The organism is Bacillus sp. Bos-x628 (assembly GCF_040500475.1).
Taxonomy (GTDB): domain Bacteria; phylum Bacillota; class Bacilli; order Bacillales; family Bacillaceae; genus Bacillus; species Bacillus maqinnsis.
On the sequence record NZ_CP159358.1, the window covers coordinates 1,826,542 to 1,851,328 of the forward strand.

Annotated in this window: 3 protein-coding genes; all 3 read right to left on the reverse strand. The window is 44.1% G+C overall.

Translation table 11 applies throughout. The annotated features are described in order from the left end of the window. Positions 1 to 3: 3 nt before the first annotated feature. A complete protein-coding gene (locus ABVJ71_RS09575) occupies positions 4 to 10,137 on the reverse strand; it encodes an amino acid adenylation domain-containing protein (RefSeq protein ID WP_353853826.1) in 10,134 nt (3,377 codons plus the stop codon). A gap of 62 nt (positions 10,138 to 10,199) precedes the next feature. Then, positions 10,200 to 14,033: an amino acid adenylation domain-containing protein gene (locus ABVJ71_RS09580; protein ID WP_353853827.1), complete on the reverse strand. Its 3,834-nt coding sequence runs from the start codon at positions 14,031 to 14,033 to the stop codon at positions 10,200 to 10,202. Between the two features lie 45 nt (positions 14,034 to 14,078). Further along, complete coding sequence (locus tag ABVJ71_RS09585; RefSeq protein WP_353853828.1) at positions 14,079 to 24,776, reverse strand: amino acid adenylation domain-containing protein; 10,698 nt, start codon at positions 24,774 to 24,776, stop codon at positions 14,079 to 14,081. Positions 24,777 to 24,787: the final 11 nt, after the last annotated feature.

Below are 24,787 nucleotides of genomic sequence, written 5' to 3' on the forward strand. Positions count from 1 at the left end.
CTCCTACATCCAATCCAAAATCTGAATCTGACCTTCTTCCGTCCATACGCCGACATCTCCTGTCGGATAGAGTTGTTCGCCTGTTTGATGTCGGAATGGATGCGGAATTTTATGGGCCTCCATCCAATCGGCAAGCTCCCCACAATGTGCTTTGATATCCTTTGAACCAATAAAGATGTCTCCTGGAAATCCAATCGGCATGAGCTGATATTGTTCATTTAGTACATAGATTTCCGTTTCACTAGAAGGATCATGAACACCTGAGTAGACCTCTTCTTGGTCTGGGTATAGCACACTAACTTGTGCGTTTATCGCCCAATTATTGACCATCCGTTCTTTCTCTTTATTTGTCACAATTGTAAAAGAAGAGAGCGGTATATCTGATTGTTCTGTCATGGCTTCAAGCGTGTGCAGTAGTTGCTGCATCATCGTCTGGATTTGCTTTTCTGTATATTGGTTCAAGCGGTAAGTGACTCGAAGCTCTAATGTATCCCCCGGCACGGCCACTAGTGTCAGATCATAGTTGGTTTCCTCGTGACTTGCGATATCTAGTATTTTCACACCATATGGCTCGACCGATTCAATCGGGTAGTTTTCAAAAACGACAATGCTGTGAAACAATGATTCACCATTTGGAATATGGGTCATCTGCTGAATATCCGGCAGAACTGTATACTCATATTCACGCATCTGAAAAACGGTTTCCTGTGTATGGGCCAACATGCGAGAAATCGTCCAGTCCGGTGTAAATGGCAAACGGAGCGGCAATGTGTTAATAAATAGTCCAGTCATGTTTTCAACATCTGTTAAGGCAGCCGGTCGTCCAGATACCGTGACACCAAACACCACATCCTCTGAACCCGAGTGAAGGTGCAGCAGCAGGCCCCATGCTGACTGAATCAGTGTGCTCATTGTCACCTTCTGCGTGCCAGTTAATTCTTCCAATTTCCGCTGTAAATCTTGCGTCAGTTTGACGCTATACTGCTTGATTCCTGACGGTTCTTCCAGTGCTTGTTCACCGTCTCCAGGAAGCGGTGTCGCTTCCTCAACCCCTGACATATAATCTTTCCAAAATTCATTCGCCTTTTGCTGATCCTGCTTATACAACCACTCGATAAAATCTTGATATGGCCGCACAGGGGGAAGGTCGATCTGTCTTTCGTCCATAAGAGAACGATACAGTGCGAAGGACTCTCCAATTAAGCTGAACAAACTCCAGCCATCTATTAAAATATGATGAAAGCTAAAAACAAAAGTGCTTCTCTTATCATCACATGTAAATAGTGCAATGCGAATGAGCGGCTCATCTATATTCTCTAAATCGAAATCTCTTAAACGATCGGACTGCAAATATTGTTCAATCAGATCCCTTTGTTCTTGTTCACTCATATGGCGCACATCGTGCTGATTGAGGTGAATGCTTCCTTCTGATCTGATCAATTGCACTGGCTCTTTTAAGCCTTCCCAAGCGAATCTTGTCCGTAAAATGGAATGACGTCCCGCAAGGAGATTCCATGCCTGTTCATACTGATGACCATCAGTTAATCCTTCCAGCGTCATGTGAACCTGACCAAAATAAGCCTGTGACGCTTGATCTAAAAGTGCATGAAACAGCATGCCCTGTTGCATTGGAGAAAGCGGGTACACATCCATCACATTGTCTGGAAGCTGATCAATTTGCTGCTGCGACAATTGCACCATTGGGAAATCAGATGGTGTAAAACCACCAGTTGTCTCTAAACAATGTGAGAGTATCTCCTCTATTTTTCCCTTGAACCGCTCAGGTATCAGACGCACTTCTTCATTCTTGAGAAGCTCACGGTTCATCATAAAATTCATCTGAAGCTGACCACCCACAACATAGCCGTACACATCGATTAAATGCTGTCTATCGGCTTTCGGATCATGAACGTGCCCATTTCGGTCATCTGCTAAATAAAGCCTTGCCTCACCATCTGTCTGATCTAATTGACCAAAGTAATTAAAACTGATCTGCGGAGTCACCGTTTTGAGTAAACGAGATTCGGTCATATATTGAAGCAGACCATAGCCGATCCCCTTTTGCGGCACAGCTCTTAAGGTTTCTTTGACATCTTTGATTTGTCTTTCGATATCGGTCTTTATAAAAGGAATCAAAATAGGATAAGAGCTCGTAAACCAGCCGACTGTCCGTGACAAATCCATTTGTTCAAATAAATCCTCGCGTCCATGCCCCTCTAATGTCATCAAAACGGGTTGACCAATGGCTTGTACAAGCCCTGCTAAAAGTAAATCGTTCACCTCTGTCCGATATGCTTGAGATGCCTGCTTGAGCAAAGTCTCTGTTTGGTTCTTCGTCAACTGAACAGATCGTATTTCAGCATGTTCTTCTATATTGGAAAGCGCTGGCTTTTGAAAAGGAGAACCTTCACCCTCTTTATCAATCACCTGCTGCCAAAAACGCGCCTGCTTTAGTAATGTTTCTGTTTGTGCATACTCATATAGTGCATCAGCCCAACGCTTGTAAGAAGCGGTTTTCTTCGCAAAAGTCACAGCCTGACCCGCTTTCAACTGCTGAAGACCTGCTAACAAATCCTCCTGTATGATACGCCATGAGATACCATCTATCACCAGATGATGTGCAGCGACGAAAAGTTCTGATGTATTGTGGCCTGTGTGGAAAAGAATGGCCTTGATCACTTCTCCTTGCTCTAAAGACAATGTACTTTGGCAAGCACCCGTTTCTATATGGATTTGCTTAAGAGCTTCTTCATATGAATAGCTCGTCAAATCAAAAGATGTGACACAAGGGATTACACCCGGTTCACGAACGGTTTGCACCCAAGTTCCATCCGCCTCTTTTATATACATCGCCCTTAGCATATCGTGATGATCGACAAGCTTTGAAAGAACATGTGTCACCTGCGAGAGCGACACTGACTGATTCAATTCAATATGTGCCGATAGATTCCAATAATCTCGGTTTGCCAATGACTGCTCAAAAAACCATGATTGAATCGGGAGCGGACGCACCTCTCCAGTAACCGGTGTCTGATCATACGAAACGGCTTGATCAGTCTTTTTCATAGCGTGAGCAAGCTGTGAAATGGTCTGCTTTTCAAATACATCTCTCGGCTGAATGATATAGCCTTTTTGTGCCAAGCGCGCCACCATTTGTATGATGATAATAGAGTCCCCGCCAAGCTCAAAGTAGTTATCATGTATACCAATCGACGGAGCACCAAGTAGCTGGCACCACACCTTTTCTAATATCCGCTCTTTTTCACTTACTGGCCCGTCAGTCAGCATGGTTCCTTCTTTCTGTTTCCATTCTGGTGCTGGGAGACGTTTATGGTCTACCTTGCCATTTGGTGTGAGTGGCAGTTCATCCAGCTCCATCAACAGGCTTGGCACCATATAATCAGGTAATAGTTTCTTCAAGGTTTGGCGAATGTCTTGCTTGGTCAAAGAACCTTTCTGAACGAAATAGCCAATTAATTGTTTATGACCATTCTCTTGTTGATGCGGGATGACTGCACATTCTGTCACTCCCTTAAAGGTCAGCATAGCGGCTTCAATTTCTCCACATTCTACGCGATGTCCTCGAATTTTCACTTGCTGATCGATTCTTCCAAGACAGTCTATGATGCCATTTGGTAGCCAGCGTCCTAAGTCGCCAGTTTTATATAAACGCGCTCCTTCTCGGAAAGGGTGCGAGATAAATGATTGCGTTGTTTTTTCTTCATCTCCAAGGTAACCAAGTGCAAGCCCTGTACCGCCAACGTATATCTCGCCGATAACTCCTTGCGGGACAGGTTGTAGTTGCCTGTCTAATATAAAGGCTTCTGAATAGGCAATCGGCTGACCGATTGGTACAGTGGTTTGCCTTTCATCCAAATCTCGAATGCGATGAACACAGGAGAACGTGGTGTTTTCGGTTGGACCATAACCGTTTAAGAGCCCTTCAGGCAAATACGTCAATGCTTTACGTATGTGAGCGGCAGATAAGGCGTCCCCGCCGACGAATAAAGCGTTAAATCCAGATAATGCTTCTGGATGCTCTTCTGTTAAACGGTTAAACAATGGTACAGTCAGAAAACCCGTTGTAATCTTATAAGCCTTCAGGGCTTCAGCCAGTGCATCCATTGATAAAATGGTATCTCGATCAGTGAGTATCAGTCTTCCGCCGTTCAGCAGTGCACCCCATATTTCATAGGTAAATGCATCAAACGAGAAGCTGGCGATTTGCAAAATACGTGTTTGTTCATCAAGAGTGACATAATCGGTTTCACATACAAGCCGAATGACGGCTTGATGCGGAATGAGAACCCCTTTTGGCTGTCCAGTCGATCCAGATGTGTAATTGATATAAGCGAGTCCTTCTGGGGTGAGCGCAGCAGATACCACGTTCGCTACTGGTAAAAATTCTTCATATCCTTGATCAAGACAAACCATATCGGTGCGGCTGATGGATACCTTTTTTAGCCATTTGTTTTTCGTGAGCAAGAGCTTTATCCCTGTATCCTTCAACATATAGTCAATTCGTGCAACAGGATATTCTGGGTCAATTGGCACGTAAGCACCTCCTGCTCTCACAATCGCCAGCACCCCAAGAATCATTTCTGGCGTTCGGTCTATCAGCAAGCCCACTGGCTCATGGGGGGTGACCCCTCGCTGCTGTAAATAAGCGGCAAGCCGTTCCACTTTTTCATGTAAGGTGCGATAGGTCCATTGCTCCCCTTGGTATTCAAGGGCGATTGCATGAGGTGTCTTTTTCACTTGCTCCTCAAATCGTTCCGTGATGAGGAGTGGACCTGATGGTTTGCCCGTTTTCCCGCTCCATTCATACACCAGTTGATGCTTCTCATTCTCTGGCAAGAACGGGATTTGTTCGATCTGTTGCTCTGGATTCTCACAAATGCTGCCAAGCATGTGCTCGTAGTATTGGATGAATCGATCCATTGTATCGTCAGAGAATAAATCCGTATTATACTCAAGTGATAAACGAAGACCCTCAGCTCCTTCAAACACAAAAAGAGATAGATCAAATTTCGCTGTGTCAGTATCTTCAATGGTTAAAACTGACGTTGCCTCTCCCATTCGAGAAGCCTCAAGTGGCAGGTTTTGCAGGACGAACATGACCTGAAATAATGGCTGCTTGCTAGCATCACGTGCAATATTTAGTTCATCCACCACCATCTCAAACGGGACATCCTGATGTGCATATGCTCCGATGGTTGTTTTCTTCACTTGCTTTAATAGCTCTTTAAAGGAAGGATTCCCCCCATGATCAATGCGAAGCGCCAAAGTATTGACGAAGAATCCGATTAAGTGCTCAATTTCAGAGCGATTTCTTCCGGCGATCACCGATCCAATCACAAATTCATCTTGGGAAGACAATCGATGTAAAAGCGTTGAGAAAGCCGAGAGTAACGTCATATACAATGTGCTGTCTGTCTGCTGAGAAAGTGTTGTCAGTCGCTCAGACAATTCCTTTGACAGCCGCCATTTCTTCGATTTTCCTTTGTAGGATTGTAAGGCGGGGCGCGGATTGTCATATGGCAATTCCAGATCTTGAACAGGCGACGCAAATTGCTCTTTCCAATAGGAGAGCTGCTCTTGTAATATATCCCCTGTCAAATATTCTTTCTGCCATAGCGCATAATCTGCATATTGCAGCGGTATTAAAGGAAGCATTGGTTCTCGCCCTTCAATCGCCGCTGTATACGATTCAGATAGCTCTTTTGCTACAATGCCAATCGACCAGCCATCTGACACAATATGGTGAATGGACATGATCAGAAGGTGGTCCGTGTTCGATAGTCGAATCAGCTTTGCCCGAAAGACAGCTTCATCCTCTAATTGAAAAGGTGTGTTTGCCTCCCTTTTCGCCCATTCAGCCGCTTTGTGCTCTTTTTCTTCCTGTGAAGCCAATTCTGATAGATCAAGGATTTCCAGTTCCGAAAGACTTATGCTTTCATGGATGATCTGCACTGGTTCATCCCCGCTCATCGCAAAGGATGTTCTCAATGATTCATGTCTTCGTACCATCTGATCTAGACTTTTCTGAAGTACACCAAGATCTAAAGGTCCATTCATTCGAAAAGAAATCGTATTATTGTAAAATGGTAGATCTGGCTCTAATTGATAGAGAAACCATTGTCTTTGCTGAGCGAAAGACATTGGAATATCCCGACTTCTTTCCGCTTTTCTCATCGGAATCGCTTCATCGGTTTTGGCATGTGCATCAATCCATCCTGCCAATTCTCCGAGTCTTGTATGCTCAAAAAGAACAGATAGCGGAACTTCAAAACCAGTTCTTTGTCTGATAGCTGACAGCATTTGCGTCGCTTTCAGCGAATGACCCCCTAATAAAAAGAAATGATCGCTGCAGCTTACATCTGAGACATCCAGCAGGTCTGACCAAATGTGTGCAAGGAGTTTCTCTGTACCGGTTTGAGGAGGTCGGTCTTCTGACTCATGCTCACTTTCCTCTATGAGTTCATGGAAGTAAGCTTCATCTGGTGTGCCGTCTTCTTTTTCCCGCCATAGTTCCTCAGGATAAAGATGTACAGTATACTCACTTGATAGACGTGGCTGTAAGAACGTTTGAATTGAATGATATAGTCGTTCTTCTATCGCCTTTGATTGATCGGTTTTGAAAAATACATAAATCGCTTGTTCTATTTGTATCTCTGCATTGACCAGCTCTTGAATCTCTCTCTTCGATCGGTCTAATCCCGCATAAATTAACGTCGCATTTGTCATGAGCCCTGCCAGTATCGTATTTAAGCCAGCCTGCTTTGAAATCGGAAGATAGCCTCTTTCTTTTAAAATGCCTTTGATCATGGAGCCTTCGCTCATCCCGATCTCATCCCACATGCTGAAACTAAAGCAATACGGCTTCACTGTAGAAGTCAGTTTCTGATAATGAGTAAATTGTTCAACGAACTCATTGGCGGCGCAATAGGCTCCTACTGTCATCCCGCCCTTTAGCGTTCGTGCCGAAGAGCTAGAGATAAACAAGACGTTCCGCCGTTTGGATGCAGCTTCATGAAGTGCAATGGTTCCATATACCTTCGCTTCGTACATCTCATTCAAAGACACTGACGTGATTTGAGCAAGCAGCTCTTCTTGTATGATGCCAGCGAAATGAACAATCCCTTTTAACCATCTACCATGAGTCACTTCATGTTTGGATACGATTGATTCAATTGCGTTTGCATCGGTGATATCCGCTTTTTCATAAACAACAGTGCCGCCATGGTCTTCCGCTAATTTTTCCAGTAAAGACAATGTCTCTTTTTGATTAGCGGGTAATTCGTCTTTGGCCCTTCTGCCAAGCAAGACAAGATGTACCTGATGGGTGGTGAGTAAATATTCACTGAGCATTGATCCAATCCCGCCGAGTCCGCCTGTCATTACGTAAAGACCTGATAGTTCAAATGGCGGCTTCTTCATTTGCTGCTTTTTCTCCAGATGAAGCGGTGTGAGTACAGGCACATAGCGCATGCCTTCTCGAAAAGCGACTATATGGTCTGGTTTCTTGCTTTTCATTTCTGTCATGATAGCCGATGCATGAGATGCTTGAGATGCTGATTCTGTCAGACAAAAATCAAGGCATTGAACATTGATAAAAGGCCATTCATGCTTGATAGCTGTCATCAGCCCTGCTGTAGTCGCTTTTTCTACATCATGCTTTTTATCTCCCGGCACTTTCATCGCATGGGATGACACAAAAGTGATGGTCACTGGTTCCTCATATGCGGCTATCGCTTTTGTTAAAAACAATGCGCTCATGCTGCCAGTACACTGTGCTTGTTTTGCCATGTCGACATGAAGTGGATCTTGATGGTTTGTGTAATTCCAAAGGTGAATGATCTGTTTTACCGAAACGCCGTACGAACGGAGCGTATCAAAGAGTTGTTCGTAATCAGATGGCTGATTTGGGTGGATGAGGTAATGTTTGTGTGAGAGTTGTGTAAATTCTTGACCCGGTTCAACCGTAATATAAGTTCCTTCGTTGGTATTATGTGATTTCAATTGATCTGTCAACCCTAATGAGTCTGCAAAGATCACAATGTCGCCTAAAGCTTGTTCTGCCGCTTGATCAATCGGAGCACAGCTCCATTCTTTCTGATAGCTCCAATCTGGCAGTGTATGCTCATTTTCAAGCCTAATATCCATTTCCTTTATGATTTCATCAAATTCGCCATCTTGCCATCTTTTCCTAAGCTGTGCCCGTTCTATTTTTCCAGAGCTTGTTTTCGGAAATGCATGCTTCTGAACAGGTATGATGCAAGATGCAGACAGCCCTATTTTTGTTGCAATATGGGATTTCATGTGCTGACTTGTCCTGATGATGTAAGAAGGTTCATATAGTTTTGGTGTGAAAAAGAGAATCAATTCGTCAGAAGCAGATGCTGCTAAACGAACGGAACAAGCTGCGACAAAGCTCGTTTCTACACCAGGCACTTCCTCGGCAATGGCTTCAATTTCATAGTTGTGATAATTTTTACCATTTATGATGATCATGTCTTTTTCTCTACCGGTTAACGTCAGCCTTCCTTCGTGCAGGAAACCTAGATCACCAGTGTGAAACCAGCCATCTGCTTGAAACACTTCTTGATTCGCTTCGTCATTCTTGTAATAGCCCTTCATTGTCGTTAGCCCTTTGATTTGCACGCTGCCAATGTGATCTTCTGGAAGAAGCTCCTGCTGATGATTGACAACGCGAATCGTGATACCTGGAATCGGTCTTCCCAGCTCTGTAAAGCTGACTGTTCCAGTCTCACGGGCTAAGGCAGGCCTTAGCTGATCTGCCAGTGATGTCTCTTCAAAGGTCAATACCCCGCTGTCTTCATTCCCCCTTTCAATGGCAAAGGAGAAGACAACCGCTGATGAGATTTCAGACATACCGAAGGCTGGTCTAATCACATCTCCCTTTAACCCGTGCGGAGCAAGCAGGTGTAAAAACCGGTGAATCGTCTTCGGTACGACCGCTTCTGCCCCATTGATCATACAGGTCATGGCAGAAAGATCCCAAGACCCTGAAGAAATTTCTTTCTCATAATCATTGATCATTGCAAAAGCGAAGTTAGGCGCCCATGTCTTCGTGGCGCGGTAACGGTCCATCCAATCAAGCCACCGCAATGGCTGAGCAATGAAGTCATCTGTCCTCGCCCGAATTTGCTGACAGCCTGTATACACATTGACAAGGTGGAACATGACAATTCCGCCAATATGATCTAAAGGCATCCAGTCTAGTGAGACATCATCCTTAGTAAATTGATTGGCTTCAACCGTTCCCTTTACGTTGGCAAGAACACTTCTATGTGAATGTTCTACACATTTCGGCATCCCTGTACTACCAGACGTTAAGATAAAAAAGACAGAATCATCTGGTGTAACAGGATGAACATTTGTATCTCTATCAAAAGAGAGCATTGGCTCAACAGCCGCTACGCGTAATTGATCTGTGTGCCATAGCAAGGACAGACCCTCCACCTCTGGGGCAAGCGTTTCGTCTGTTAAAATGAGCGGATGATCCAGCAGTTTCCAAGAGTGATGAAGCTTCTGCACCGCTGCGTTCATTTCTCGATAGGTTGGTGCTGCCGATACAAGTGTTGGAACAAACCCACCCAACACACAGGCCCAAAAGGCGCTGACCATAGCATGATTGGATGAGAATTGAAAGAAAACAGGATCACCCGCCTGAACACCCAGTATCCTTAAACCAGTCAGGATTCGTTCTGCGTCTTCCTTCAACTGTTTGTAGGATTGAGTCAGTTCGTTTTCGCTATTTTCAATATAGGTGAGTCCATGAGTCGTTTTTGCTGCCTCTGATAAGACGTCTTGAAGGGTCTGGGCACCTTTCGTTAAATCAATATCCCCTCCATAGGAGAGGGCTGGCGGCTTGTCCGCCAAGGTAGGCACAGCCGTTTGGGTATGAACAGATTCATCTGCGGACTCCTGCACGATTTGCTTTTCGAGAAATAAGTGTGAGAGGTGATATGGCCGCGGTCGAATGGTTTTTTCACGTGAAAAAACAGCGAAGCGTTCGATCTCTTTGGTTTGTAAGATCGTGTTCTTTACATCTTGTAAAATGGCATCCGATGCTTCTTGTACGCTAGTTTGATGAATGGTTGATGGTTTCATTTGAATTCCTTCCCTTTTTTGTCAGGCAGGAACGCACATCGCATCCCTGCCAAACCTAAAGTTTACAAAACTGGTTGTCTATTTCTTTCGTTTAATATGTTTTTGATAAGCTGTGCATTTTGCACTGCACATTCTTTTACTTTGAACATGTCAGCATGTTGACCGAAGCCTTGGTAATAAACAAATGCACCGGTCGTTGCATGCTTCCAATCTTCCATCCAGTCTGGAATCACAATTCGTTCTTCTGATTGGATGAAATGGATATCTGCTTGAATTTGTCCTTGGTTCACCCCCTGCACAAACATTTCATAATAGGCACGTGTTTTTTTAACAAGCCCTTCTTTCACCAGCTTCGTTTGTGCAAGTTCGCTTTGCTGCGTCCGAGCCACAATCGCTTGTATGTCGTCGTCAATTGATCGCCCTGCTAAATCGCTTTTTCCAATTTTCTTATAGGAATCAATCATGATGACTTTTTCAACAGTTCTCCCTGCTTTTTCAAGTGCCTGGACGAGTTCAAAAGCCAGATAACACCCACCAGAGTACCCCATGAAAGACAATGGCCCTGTAGGTTTTAGGTGCTGTATATGCTGCATATATTGCTCGATTCGGTTATCTGCTTCTATAAAATCAAAAGCAATCAGACGGACATCATGAAGCGTTTTTGCTGCTTCCTGATAGATGAATCCGTAACCTGGTAAAGGCGGTAGAGCAAAGACGGTCGACGTCTGTGATTCATTGAAAACTAGATAGCCAAAGGCTTGGTTGTCTTGCTTGTGAATATAACGTCCTAGCGCCTCAATTGTCGGCTTCTCAAACAGCAATTGAATCGGCACCTGTACTTGAAACTCTTTAGACACTTTAGATAAAAGAGACATCGCCTTTAATGAATGTCCGCCTAGTTCAAAGAAATGGTCATCGGTACTAATATCCTCTCGTCCAAGCAAATCTCTCCAAATGAGGAGCAATTTCTGCTCTACTTCATTGACTGGTAGTTTAATCCGGCGATTACCTTGCTGCGCCTCTGGCTTTGGCAGCTTTCGTTTATCCACTTTACCGTTTGGCGTAAGCGGCAGATTCTCTAGCAAGATTAACTCATGAGGCAGCATGTAAGCAGGAAGGCTTTCTTTCATCCCTGCTTTGATCACCTCGATTTTCTCTTTCCATCCTTCCTCACACGTGATATATGCCAGCAATCTCGTATGATTGGTCTCATTGTGGTCTGCTAGGAGAGCGGCTTGTCTTACTCCTGGATGCATCAGAAGGCGGGCTTCAATTTCCGTGAGCTCAATTCGGTGTCCACGAATTTTCACCTGATCATCCACTCTGCCTACATACTCTATATGACCGTCTTCTCGAAAGTAAGCGAGGTCGCCTGTTCGATAAAGTCTTTCTCCAGCAAAAAATGGATGCGCCATAAACGCTTGTTTTGTGAGATCAGGGCGATTCAAATAGCCCTTTGCGAGTCCTTTTCCACTAAGACAAAGCTCTCCAACCATACCGATGGGCTGGAGCTGACTGTGCTCACTCAATATATAAGCACCCGTCTGATTGAGCGGTTTTCCAATCGGAAGTGACAATGTATCTGTAGAAATGGCTTCATCAACAGGATAATAGGTGGCAAAGACCGTTGATTCGGTTGGTCCATATACATTGATCAGTCTGCCTTTTCCCATCACATCAAAAGCTTTTCTCACATGCTGAACCGATGCCCTTTCTCCGCCAAACAGCACTTTACGAACCCCACGCATCCAGGCTGTTCCTTCATCAACAAGAAGATGAAATAATGCAGTCGGAACAAACATGACGGAAATGTTTTCTTTTGAAATCAGGGCGGTCAACTGGCGCATGTCTAAAATCGTTTCTTTCTTCGGCAGCACAAGCTTCGCCCCGTTTAATAGAGCACCATAAACATCAAAGGTAAAACCATCGAATGCGCTATTTGATAAAGAGAGCAATGTATCTGTTTCTGAGATGGTTAAGTAATTGGTATTTTTGACAACCCGGGCAATATTAGAATGGGTTGTCATAATCCCTTTTGGTTGTCCCGTTGTACCAGATGTATACATGATGTACGCCATATCATGCAGACCGCCCTCAAGCGTCAGGTTCTCTGGGCTCATCAACGAAATTTCCTGATCATCTGTGAAAATATATGTGCCGTGAAAGGCAAACGCCTTCGCCTGACTAATGAAGGAAGATTGAGTCAGAAGATGTGTGGCTCCGCTGTCCTTTAACATATATTGAATGCGGCTGTCTGGATACTCGGGATCAATTGGCACATAGATAGCGCCTGCCTTTAACACAGCAAGCAGACTGATGATGAGTTCTGGCGTACGCTCCGCTAAAATGGCAATTACTGTTTGATGGGCAACCCCATTTTTTTGTAAATGCCGTGCCAATCGATTGGCCTGTTCATTGAGCTCAGCATAAGTGATCGTTTGTCCTCCGGCTGACAATGCCGGCGCATTTGGCTGTTTGCGGACATTATGCTCGAACCACTTAGACAAATAGAGCTGTTCATGCTCAAGTTCAGGCGCATTGAATTCCTCAAGAATACGTTGCTTTTCCTGCTTTGTCGTAAGTGTAAGTGTGTGAACGGATTGATCTGGATGCTTGATCACCTCTTTTAGTAAGAGATGAAGCTGTTCCTTTAGGCGATGGACAAAGCTAGGTTCAAAGGCTTTTTGATTAAAGGCTAGCTTCAATTGCAATTGTTCTCCTGGTGACGCCAGCAAATTGAGATCGTAGTTCGATTTTTCAAATATGTTCATATCTTTCACTGAAAATCCCAGCAGTGTCTCTTGGTCGTCTTTTTTTGCGTGCGGCACATTCTCAAATACCACAATATGATCGATTAGCTGTTGATGACCTGTCTTTGACTGAATTTCATAAATCGGTATATATTGGTGCGGTTCAGCCGCAAGCGACTGCTGCTGCGTTTCTGTTAATAGTGAACGAAATGTCACTTGATCCGTCAGTTGGACTCTCTTTGGGATGACATTGATGAACAACCCGACCATCCGATCAACACCAGCCAAATCTGCCGGACGTCCTGACACAACCGTTCCGAAAAGAACATCATTTGACCGCTGATACCTGCTGAGCAGAATAGACCACACGGATTGGAGCGCACTGCTTAAAGTGGTATTCTGCTGCGAAGCTAAAGCGGACAATGCGGTCGTTTCTTCTTTGCCCAATGCCCATTCAATTTCGCCTAGTACATATTCTGTCGTTTGTTTTCGTTGCTCTTTAAAGGTAGTTTGTCCTTCAAACCCCGCTAATGTTTGCTGCCAATAATGAAGAGACGCTTGTTTGTCTTGTTTTTCCAACCACTGAATATAATCCTTATACGGTTTGACTGGCTGTAGTTTGCAAGGCATCTCGTGCAAAAGTGCATGGTAAATCGCAAATAATTCTTGCACGACAAGTCCGAAACACCAGCCATCAAGGAGGATATGATGGTAACTCCATATCCAGCGATAGCTTGAAGGTCCAGTTTGGAAAAGCGAGACCCGCATGAGCATATCCTTCGACAAGTCAAACCCTCTTAACTGATCCTCTTGTTTAAACGTATCGATATGCACGAGCTGTTCCTTTTCAGAAAGGCTCTGCAAATCAATGACATCCATGTGGAAAGGTCGTTTCTTTAAGACAACCTGGATAGGGCGTTTGACTTTCTCGTGAAGGAACACGGTACGAAAAATATCGTACCGATTCACGATGATATTCATGCTTTCCTCAAGCAAATCATGGCGAAGTAAGCCTTCTACTTTCATATCCATTTGTTCTATATAAAAGCCCTTTTCTTGATGATGGAGGGTATGAAACAGCATTCCTTCTTGCATCGGTGACAAATAATACATATCTTGAACTTGATCCTTTTGAAATTGACTCATCTATTTCATTCCTCCTTCCCTTTTTAAATGACTGTGCAACTGGTGTTATGTCAATTTCTCCTCAAGCATGTCAAAAATATCATCTATTTCTTCCATTTCAAGATCCGTTGCGGAGAAGTCACTCGGCGTGAATTCTCGCTCATGACGAGCTAAGCAATGTGCTATGATCGCAGTGAGTTTTTCCTTTAACAAATTCATCAACTGCTGAATCGTCTGTTCTTCATATTCACCTTTGCAATAAGAGCACGAAAGAATGAATTGATTGTTTTTGACAAGACCACTCAAGTTTAGCTTGTAAATAGCTTCAGATTCAGGACTTGCTTGACGGCCCATATCATATATTGACGGACCGAACAGTTCCGTACGGACTTCTTGATCAATTTGACCAAGGTAATTAAAACTGATCTCTGGATTCACTCGTTCTTCTGACGGGAGGCACGCTGTCAGGTACCTTAAGATACCGTAGCCAATTCCTTTATTTGGTACACGCCTTAGCATTTCTTTTGTGGTTTTGATGGCATCTGCTATCTCCTGATCAGGCTTTGTCTTTAATACGACAGGATACATGCTCGTAAACCATCCAACCGTTCGGGATACATCTAAGCCTGATAAAATATCCTCTCTCCCATGACCTTCAAGCTGGACATGTACATGCGAAAGACCTGACCATTCTCCGACCGCAAGATCAAGTGCACATAGAAGAATGTCGTTCATTTCCGTCGTATACGGATGGTGAACATCTGTTAAAAGATGCTCGGTTTCAAGTTCTGTCAGTTGAATTTGCACGGCACTGGATTCAGCAACCGTCCTTTCTTTCACTTGATAATCAACAGGTAGAACCGCAAATGGTTTTCTTTCAATCTCTGCCCAGTACTCGCTTTGGCTTTTTAATGTGTGTGACTGTGCGTATCGCTCCACCGCTTCTGCCCATTCTTTGAAGGAATGAGTTTTTGGCGGAAGGACAAGCGTTAGTCCTTGCTCTGCTTGCTGATAAAGAGACATAAAATCTTCAAGTAAAATGCGGCATGAGACACCGTCAATGACGAGATGATGTGTCACGATCAGTAAATGATCTCCGTTTTCCGTATGGAAACATACGATTTTCATTAACGGTCCTTTTTCGAGGTTCAACTGTCGCTGATACTCATTAGCATATGTGGAGATAGTCGTTTTCACGTCCTGCTCTTTTGCTACATTGCAAGAAACGATCGAAATCGGTTCTGTGAGCTCACGCTGATTGTACTGCATGATCTCACCATGAACGTTTCGGTACACCATTCGCAACGCATCATGATGTGAGAGTAATTTTTGCATGATTTGTTTCGTAATCTTAAGGTTAAACCCATTCGGTGCGTGAAGCATCATCGATAAATTCCAGTGATGCTGGTTGCTGAACTTTCGTTCAAAGAACCAGCGTTGAATCGGTGTAAGGATGACCTCTCCTTCGACTGGTGATTGATCGGCCGTCATCAGATCTGCCTCTTCTAAATATGGGCGGATTTCCGCAATGGTCGGGTGCTGGAATAACAGTTTCATATCGAGCTTCCAGCCTTTTTGTGTTAACCTGCTCGCCATTTGAATTCCTTTGATCGAATCTCCACCTAGGAAGAAAAAATGATCATGGATGCCTACTCGATTGACCCCTAAGACATCTGCCCAAATGTCGCAAAGAAGGGTTTCTAATTCGTCCCTTGGCGCTTCATATGCCGTTTGATTCGCCTCCATATCAGGATCTGGCAAGGCTTTGTGATCGACTTTCCCATTTACCGTTACCGGTAATTGGTCTAAACGCATGATCCATGATGGCATCATATATTCTGGTAATGTTCGTTTTAAGCTTTCTTGCAAGGTGCTCGTTTCTTCATCTGTGACAACGTATGCGGCAAGTGCGGTCTGACCGCCTGCATTTTGAACGGTCGTCACCACCGCTTCTTTCACTGAATCAAGTGCGAGTAGGTGGGCTTCAATTTCAGACAACTCAATACGGAATCCGCGAATTTTCACTTGATGGTCTTTCCTGCCGATATAGATCAGTTCGCCATCCTCTGTCCATTTGACAAGGTCACCTGTTCGGTACATGCGCTCTCCTGGATAAAATGGATCTGCCACAAATCGTTGGTCCGTTTCCTCCGGGAGATGCCAATAACCTCTCGCCAGTCCTTTCCCCGCAACGACCAACTCTCCAGGTACGCCTGGCGGCGAGAGATCATATAAAGAACTCATGATGTAAAAGCGGGTATTAGCAATCGCTGTTCCGATAGGAAGCGTGCCTTGATTTGGTTCAATGATACCGCTTGTCGCCACAACGGTATTCTCGGTTGGTCCATAGTTATTCACAAGTGTGTAACGGACTGGCTTCACCTGCTTGAGCTTGTCACCGCCTGTGAGTAAATAGCGCAAGGAATCGTTCTCAAGCGTCATAAATTGCTCACAAAGCTGTGTCGGCAGGAATGCAATGGTGATGCCTTCTTCATTGAAATACGTATTGAGCTTGACAATATCGAGTCGGATGGCTTCATCAATGATGTGTAGCTCTGCGCCGGCGATCCATGTCGGGAACATCTCCCAAATGGAGGCATCAAAGCCAAAGCCGGCATATTTTGCGGTTCGATCTGCACTCGTCACCTCAAAGGCATTTTTGTGCCAGAAACAGAGATTGACAAGTGACTGATGTTCGATCATGACACCTTTCGGCTTTCCAGTCGTACCGGATGTGTAAATGATATAAGCGAGATCGGTCGGTTTGACATGGACGTGAACGTCCTGCGCTTCTCCTTCAAACGCCTCTTCCAAATAAAGTACGCAACCTGTGAACGGCAGTGGAACCGGCAAGTCTTTTTGTATCAAAAGCACCTTTGCCCCGCAGTCCTCCAGCATATATGCAATCCGCTGTTTAGGGTAATCGGCATCCATTGGCACAAAGACCGCACCTGCTTTCAGAACGCCAAGTAAAGCGGCTGACATCTCAAGTGATGGACGGGTGAGAATGCCTACCCGATCTCCTGGCTTTGTGCCAAGGGAGATTAGTTTCTCGGCAAGAATATTCGCCCGGCTGTTCAGTTCCTCATAAGTCCAGCTTGCGCGGCAGAAGGTCACCGCCTTTTGATGAGGTGTACTGGTTGCTTGTTGTTCAATCAGGGCATGAATGGTTTGATCTTCTGGAACTTCAAGGATAGGTCCTGACCAATCAGCAATCATTTCCCACTTTTCTTCTTCGGTTAAGATAGACAGCTTGGATATTGATTGATTTGGCTTTGCAATCATTTCGTCTACAATTTGTTCAAAGTATCGACTCCAGCGTTGAATCGTGTCCTTTTTAAATAGGGCTGTTGCATACTCAAAACGCAAATTCATTTGACCTTGCACTTCAAATACACCGAGCGTTAAGTCAAATTTTGCGTGTTGGGTTTCCTGCTGTTTTTGGTAGAGCTTCAATCCCTTGAGTTCAGGTAATGTGAAATCACGATCATCTGTTGTCAGCAAGACACTAAACAATGGATTGCGGGCTGTATCTTTTGGAATTTCTAATTGAGTAACCAATTCCTCGAACGGGAAGCCTTGATGCTCATAGGCAGATAGGTTACGATCTTTCACCTGCTCGAGCAAGTCTTCCACTGTTTGTTCGAGCTGTACTTTGTTGCGAAGTGCCAGCGTATTTACAAACATACCTGGAATACGCTCAAGGGCAGCATGTGTACGTCCAGCCGTCACAGCACCTATCACAATGTCCGTCTGACCTGTTAGTTTATGAAGGAAAATGGTCAAGGCTGTTTGCATTATCATATTCAAACTCACGCCTTTTTCAGCCATAAGCGATTTAATTCGCTGTGCCTTATGAGCAGATATCTGTCTATCAACACGATCTCCTTCAAAAGACTGTACAGCAGGACGTGTAAAATCCAGTGGCAGCGCCAAGTCTTCTGGAGGTTGTGCATATTGCTTCAACCAATACTGTCGATCTTTCTCAAGTGATTTTTTTTGTTTTTCTTCCTGTTGCCATACCGCATAATCTTTGTAATGCAGTAAGACTGGCGGTAAAGACTTTTTCTCATACAGTTGTGCTAATTCCTGAATGAGCAGACTGCGTGTGACACCATCTGCAATGATGTGGTGCATGTCCATCATGAACACATATTTCTCATCTGACAGCTTCGCAATTTTCGCTCTCATCAATGGCGCCTGCTGTAAAGAGAAAGGTGTGATAAATTCTTTCACCACGGTCTGCTCCTGATTTTCTTCTATTTCAACAACCTCTAATGTAAATGGCACACGACGATATACCTTTTGGACAGGTACACCGTCAATTTCCACAAAAGCTGTCCGTAGGGATTCATGTCTTTCGATTAAAGCTTGAATCGCCTCTTCAAGCTGTTTCACATCAAGATTCCCCTCCATCATGAAGATAGCTGGCATATGGTATGTGACAGCTTCTGGATGAAGTTGTTGAAGGACATACATACGTTTTTGTGCAGATGAGACAGGGTAGAAATCTTGCCTTTCCGCTGGCTGGATTGTTGTGACCGTTGAAAGGTCTGCTTCCTCTATATATGCGGCCATTGCCCGAATCGTTGGTTTTTCAAAAAGGACTTTCAGCGGTACATGCTTATTCAGCTTAGCTTGCATCTTTGAAATCAGCATCATGCCTTTAAGGGAGTGTCCACCCAATTCAAAAAAGTGATCATAAACACCGATATGTTCAATCCCCAGAACATCTGACCAAATGTTACAAAGGACGTGTTCAAGCTCTGTTTCTGGATGCGTATGTTCCGCACGGCTCATATGTAGCTCATGTGGCAGCGGCAGAGCTTTTGCATCCACCTTTCCGTTTCTCGTGAGCGGAATTTCATTCACTTTGACGAAATAGGTGGGCATCATGTAATCTGGCAATATCTCCGAGAGTTTTTCTCTAAACGTCAACGTTCCAATCTGTTCAGTTGCGGTATAATATAGCACCAATTCTGGCAAACGAGACAGTTGAACTACTTTGACATACGCCTCTTGAATGGACGTAAGCGCACGTGCAGCATACTCGATTTCCTGTTTCTCGATTCGATAGCCGCGAATTTTAACCTGATCATCAACTCTTCCTAGAAACTCAATTTCTCCATTTGAATGCTGTCTGACCAAATCACCAGTTCGATACATCCGTTCTTTAGGGAAATACGGATTTTGAAGAAAGCGCTCTGCTGTTAATTCAGGCTGATTCAAATATCCTCTAGACACTCCTTCACCTGATATATACAGCTCTCCCGGTGCTCCATAGGGAACAAGACGTTGTTGGCGATTGAATACTAGTGCTCTTGTGTGAGCGATTGGGCGTCCGATCACTGGACGGGCTTTCAAGGCGTCTACCTTATGTGGTGTCACCAGCTTTGCCACTGTACCGATAGTTGTCTCTGTCGGCCCATAATGATTCATGACTGCCACGCATGGGTGATGCTTCATAAACGTCTCAACGTCCTCTAGTATGATGGGTTCTCCTCCTAGTACAACCAACCGCAATGCATCAAAGTCATGATTCTTAGAATCTGCCATCATATGAAACAATGATGGTGTCATTTTGATATAAGTCAGCTGATGCTCATCAATGAAACGCATCAGCCGCACAGGATCTGTATAGACTTCCTCACGAGGAATATAGAGTGAACCGCCTGCTTTTAGCATTGGAAAGATACTTGTGTAGCCTAGATCATATGCATAGGAAGAGAGCAGTGCAGTGCGATCGCACTCTTGGAGTGATACCTCTTTTGTCAACCAATTGACGTAGTGTGACAAATTACGATGGGTTAACTGCACACCCTTTGGTTTCCCAGTTGTACCCGATGTGTAAATCACATAAGCAAGTTGATCAACAGATACGTATACGTCTGGCTTGTCCAATGAATGCGGCTGCTGTACCACTTTTTCTACATGTACCACATGAACGTGTTGTTGATTCTTATACATGTCTAGATAATCCTCATCTGTTACGATCACTCGTGCACCACAATCCTCTAATGTGTAACGAATACGTTCATCAGGAAATGCTGGATCAATAGGCACAAATGCGCCTCCTGCCTTCATCACACCGAGCATTGACACGACGAGGTAAACCGAACGATCAAGGATTAGCGCAACGGCGCTTTCTTTTTTCACTCCTCGAAGAATCAGTTCACTGCTGAGCGCATTTGACATGTTATCGAGTTCACGATATGTCAGCTTCCTTTGATCATCTATGACCGCAATCGCATCTGGCGTTTCCCTTGCTTGGCGTGAGAACTGCACATGAAATGGCTCATGAATAATCGGTTGCTCTCCTTCCCCTTGATCTAACCGCTCCATTTGCTCTTGATGATCCAGTATATTTAACAAACCAAGCATCTGATCCGGCTGACTGACCGCCTCACGAATAATAGCAAGAAGATGTTTCCCTAGTAAGCGGACGGTCTCTTCTTTAAATAGTGCCGTTGCATAGTCAAAGCTCAGCTTTAATTCTCCCTTGCGTTCAAATGCCTCTAAAGACAAATCAAATTTCACTGATTGATGCTGCACAGCATAAGGCGAAATTTCAAGCTCACCTAGCTTTAAAGCTGGAACCTCCATGTTTTGCATATTAAATGAGACGCTAAAGAGCGGACTTCGGCTAGTATCACGGTCTAGCGGCAAACGTGCAATGAACTCTTCAAGTGGATAGCTTTGATGTGAGAAAGCATCTAGACTCGTTTGCTTCATTTCTTCGAGAAACTGTAAAAATGATTTTTCCTGCTCTGGTTTTCCGCGCATCGCAATGGTGTTGATAAACATACCCGGCATATCCTGTATATCAGGATGCGTCCGACCTGCAACAGGAGAACCAACGATTACATCCTCTTGTCCACTATAGGTCGCAAGCAACACTTGGAAAGCAGATAATAGGAACATATACAATGTGGTATCTGTTTTCTGAAGTAATTCATGAATGCGCTTAGTTGTTGCTTGATCACAGCCAAACATGACACGTTCCCCAGAGAAATCTCGTTCAATTGGGCGCGGGTAATCTGTTGGCAATTGTAGAACCGGCAATTCTCCATCAAATTGCTTAAGCCAATAGGCTTCATGCTCTTTCTGCCTTTGTGTTTCTTGTGCGTTCGAGAGCCAAACCGCATAGTCTTTATAATGAATGGTCCTTTTTTCAAGCATTTTCCCCTCATAGGCGTTAGCCAAATCTTGAATGTACGTCTTCATGGAAGTGCCATCCGTAATGAGATGATGTGCTTCAAGGACAAGAAGATGACGATCTTCTCTTACTTTCAGAAGCTGTGCTCTTAAAAGTGGCGCTTTTGCCAAATCGAATGGTTCTTTACATCTCGTAATATATGCTTCTGCATTCTCTTCCTTTATTTCAATCATTGAAAGGTCAAAGGATGTGCATTTCTCCACTCTTTGCACAATCTCTCCATCTTTCATATGAAAACTTGTTCTAAGAATTTCATGCGTTTGGATCAACTGGTGAAAAGCTGAGTGAAGCCGTTGTCTGTCAAGTGCCCCGTCGAGCGTTAATACGATAGGAATATGATAGTTGGTACTATCAGGCTCAAGTGTTTGCAAAATGTATAGACGCCGCTGGGCAGGTGACACCGGATAGTCCTCCGCTTTCTTTGCTGGTAAAATTGGATTCTCCTGCTTTTGTTCATCCTGATCTATATATGCCGCAAGTGAGCGAATTGTTGGCTGCTTAAATATGATTTGAATCGGGACTTCCTTTTGAAACACTTCTTGAATCTTCGCTGACATCATCATCGCTTTGAGTGAATGTCCACCAGCCTTGAAGAAATGCTCCTCTACCCCAATGTTTTTACCAAGTAATTCTCCCCAAATATCAGCAAGTGCTTTTTCTGTTTCGGTTTTAGGCAGGCTTGTCTCCAATTGCTCACGCTGCGCTACATCCGGCTTAGGTAATGCTTTTTTATCTACCTTTCCGTTTGTAGTAAGAGGAAAAGCGTCTAGCTGCATGACATGATGCGGTATCATATAAGCTGGTAAATCTCTATTTAATAAACTACGAACCGCTTCTTCGGTCATAGCCCCTGTATAGTAAATGGTCATTTCCTTTTCGTGAGAGGAAGACTCACGTATGAGAACAACAGTATCGTCAATCTCTTTCACTTGTTGAAGGACTGCTTCAATTTCACCAAGTTCGATACGGAAACCGCGAATTTTCACTTGGTCATCCGCCCGTCCAAGGAATTCAATCTGCCCATCTACTCCATATCTAGCCAAATCACCTGTTCGATACAAGCGCCCTCCAGCTCTAAAGGGATTCTCCATGAATGCTTGATTTGTTAAATCAGGCTGATTGAGATATCCTCTTGATACGCCATCGCCACCAACATAAAGTTCCCCTGGTGCTCCAATTGGCTGAAGCCGCTGAAATTCATCTAAAATATAGGCTGAAGAATGATTGATCGGCTGACCAATTGGGATGGCGCCGGTTTCATCTCCTCTTACTTCGTAAATCGTTGAGATGGTTGTATTTTCTGTCGGACCATACGCATTCAGTAACATGAGCTCAGGGTTGGCTTTTTTCACGAGCTCTGCACTTTTAGGATTGATCACATCCCCACCAGTGATCATCTTCTTTAATCCTGTAAACATTTCTGGCCGCTGTAAACCAAGCTGATTGAATAATCCTGTCGTTAAAAATAGTGCTGTCAGCTCATGCGTTTTGATCAATTGTTCAAATCGATTCATATCGAGTAACGTGTCTCGGCTGATTGGATAAAGTGTTGCTCCATTTAACAAAGTTGTGAATATCTCAAATGTGATGGCATCGAAGCTCACTGCCCCTGTATGAGCCATACGATCCGATGTTTTTAAACCGATTTTCTCCTGAGAGAGCGCTAATCTCACAATATGCTGATGCTCAATTTGGACCCCTTTTGGTCGTCCAGTAGATCCTGACGTGTACATGATATAGGCCAGATGAGAAGGAGATATTTTGACAGTTGATAGCGTTTGTTTCCCCTTAGGTACATGTAACACATTGACAGTCTGTATCCTCTCATGAATTGGCGGCTTTCCGTCAGCATGTAACAAGAGTGAAACGTCGCTATCTTCAAGCATCCACTTAATTCTTTCTTTAGGTTGCGCTGGGTCAATCGGGACGTAAGCAGCGCCTGCATGCAGGACAGCTAAAATAGCGATGACGGCATCTGCTGATCGATTCATATAGACAGCAACCGTATCTTTAGGCTTTACACCTTTTTCGACAAGGTGGCCAGCTAAACAATAAATATCTTGCCCTAGCTCTTGATATGTGAAAGTGCGCTCTCCTTCGACTAATGCCAGATGGTCAGGGTGTGTCTTTATACGCTCCTTGAGCAGCTCTGGGATTGACATGTGCTTTGGATAATCTCGATCAGTCTGATTCCAAGTTTCAATCTGCTGTCTTTCATCTTCTGTGATACATGGTACTTCATAAAGACGTACATCTGGGTGATCAATGACCTGTGCCATTAGACTAGTTAGATGCATCGATATATGTGCAATTAAAGACTCTTCGAAAGCCATCGCGTTGTATTTGATTTTCAGTGTCCACGTCTTTCCTGGATAGACAAGCAAGTTAAAATCAAAACTCGTTTGTTCAAATCCACCCTTTACATCAATTGAAAAGCCAAGACGTGCAGACATCGTGTCATCTGACAGCTCCTGATCTAATGGATAATTTTCAAAACCAACTAAATGATTGAATAGTTGCCCTCCAGCAGCCGTTTTTTGCTGAATGTCATAAAGCGGCACAAAATCATAGTTTTCCGCTTCAAGCGCATGCTGTTGCACCTCTTGAAATAGCTCTCTGAAGGTTTGCTCTTGATCCAATTTCACCCTGACAGGTATGGTATTGATGAAAAGCCCCGCCATGCGCTCGATTCCAGAAATACTTGGAGGTCTTCCCGATACGACAGTTCCAAATGTGACGTCATCAGAAGCATGGTATCTGCCTAAAAGAACCGACCACACGGCTTGGAAAAGGTTCGACGTTGTCACCTGACTGTGTCTTGCCAAATCTTGAATCGCTTCGACCATCTGTTCATCCCATGTGAACGTCCATTCCTTGTGATCGTATTTTCCGTTTGCATCTTGCTGTTGCAGAAGTTCTTGATGCCGAACAGCACCAGCTAAACGTTCCTTCCAATAGACTTCAGCTTCATTTTTGTTTTGCTTTCCAAGCCATTGGATATAGTCCGCAAAAGGCTTGCCTTGTGATGTATCTGGCGTACGTCCATTTCGATAGGACTCATAATAATGAAACAGTTTTTTCATCATGACACCCATGGACCAACCATCCATGATGATATGATGGTTGCTCCAAATCAGATGCCAACTTGTTTCATTCAACTGAAAAACAGCGACTTTAAACAAAATATCATTGGTTAAGTGGAATCCTTGCTTCTTCACTTGCTTCTTATATTGATCTAATACGTTTTGCTGCCGGTGATGATTTAAGTTCGTTAAATCCTCTGTATACACATCTGCATGACGCTCAGCAAGTACTATTTGACGGGGCTTTTGTAGTTGCTGATATACGAAAGCTGTACGAAGAATGTCATATGTCCGTATCAGCTCATTTATACTCTTTTCAAAAAGAACGGGGTCAAATTCTCCACTTAGCCCCAGCTCAAGCTGTGTGAAGTACGAGGAGGAATTGGGATCTAACATGGCATGGTACAGCATACCCTCTTGCATTGGTGTTAAAGGATATACCTTTTGAATTTTCTGTTTGCTCATAGGCCACCTCT

What these genes read in the sequence shown, in the direction of transcription:
- ABVJ71_RS09575 (WP_353853826.1), bottom strand. Translation starts at nt 10,137, where the DNA reads ATGAAACCATCAACCATTCATCAAACTAGCGTACAAGAAGCATCGGAT.
- ABVJ71_RS09580 (WP_353853827.1), bottom strand. Translation starts at nt 14,033, where the DNA reads ATGAGTCAATTTCAAAAGGATCAAGTTCAAGATATGTATTATTTGTCA.
- ABVJ71_RS09585 (WP_353853828.1), bottom strand. Translation starts at nt 24,776, where the DNA reads ATGAGCAAACAGAAAATTCAAAAGGTATATCCTTTAACACCAATGCAA.